Source organism: Nonomuraea glycinis (assembly GCF_014646515.1).
Lineage (GTDB): Bacteria > Actinomycetota > Actinomycetes > Streptosporangiales > Streptosporangiaceae > Nonomuraea > Nonomuraea glycinis.
Genome location: NZ_BMNK01000046.1, coordinates 1 through 588 on the forward strand (window position 1 = coordinate 1; position 588 = coordinate 588).

General features: G+C 56.5%; 1 rRNA gene. It reads left to right on the forward strand.

What is annotated here, in order from left to right:
* Nucleotides 1-22 precede the first annotated feature (22 nt).
* Nucleotides 23-588, forward strand: a 23S ribosomal RNA gene (locus IEY87_RS45330); the annotation flags it as partial.

The window sequence follows — 588 nt, forward strand, 5'->3', positions numbered from 1 at the left end:
TAGTGGACGCGAGCATCTTTGTGGCCAAGTTTTTTAGGGCACACGGTGGATGCCTAGGCATCAGGAGCCGATGAAGGACGTGGGAGGCTGCGTTAAGCCTCGGGGAGTCGCCAACCAGACGTTGATCCGGGGATGTCCGAATGGGGAAACCTAGCACCAGTCATGTGGTGTTGCCTCCGCCTGAATGTATAGGGCGGTTGGTGGTAACGCGGGGAAGTGAAACATCTCAGTACCCGTAGGAAGAGAAAACAACAGTGATTCCGTGAGTAGTGGTGAGCGAAAGCGGATGAGGCTAAACCGGGCGTGTGTGATAGCCGGCAGGCGTTGCACGTCCGGGGTCGTGGGACCTTCTTGAAGGAGCTGCCGTTTCTTCGGACAGTAAGAAATCGTCAGGGTAGTCGAAGCCTCTGGGAAGGGGCGCCGTAGACCGTGAGAGTCGGGTAGACGAAACCTTGTCGACTGTCGGAGGGGATCCCAAGTAGCACGGGGCCCGAGAAATCCTGTGTGAATCTGCCAGGACCACCTGGTAAGCCTAAATACTCCCTGATGACCGATAGTGCACGAGTACCGTGAGGGAAAGGTGAAAAG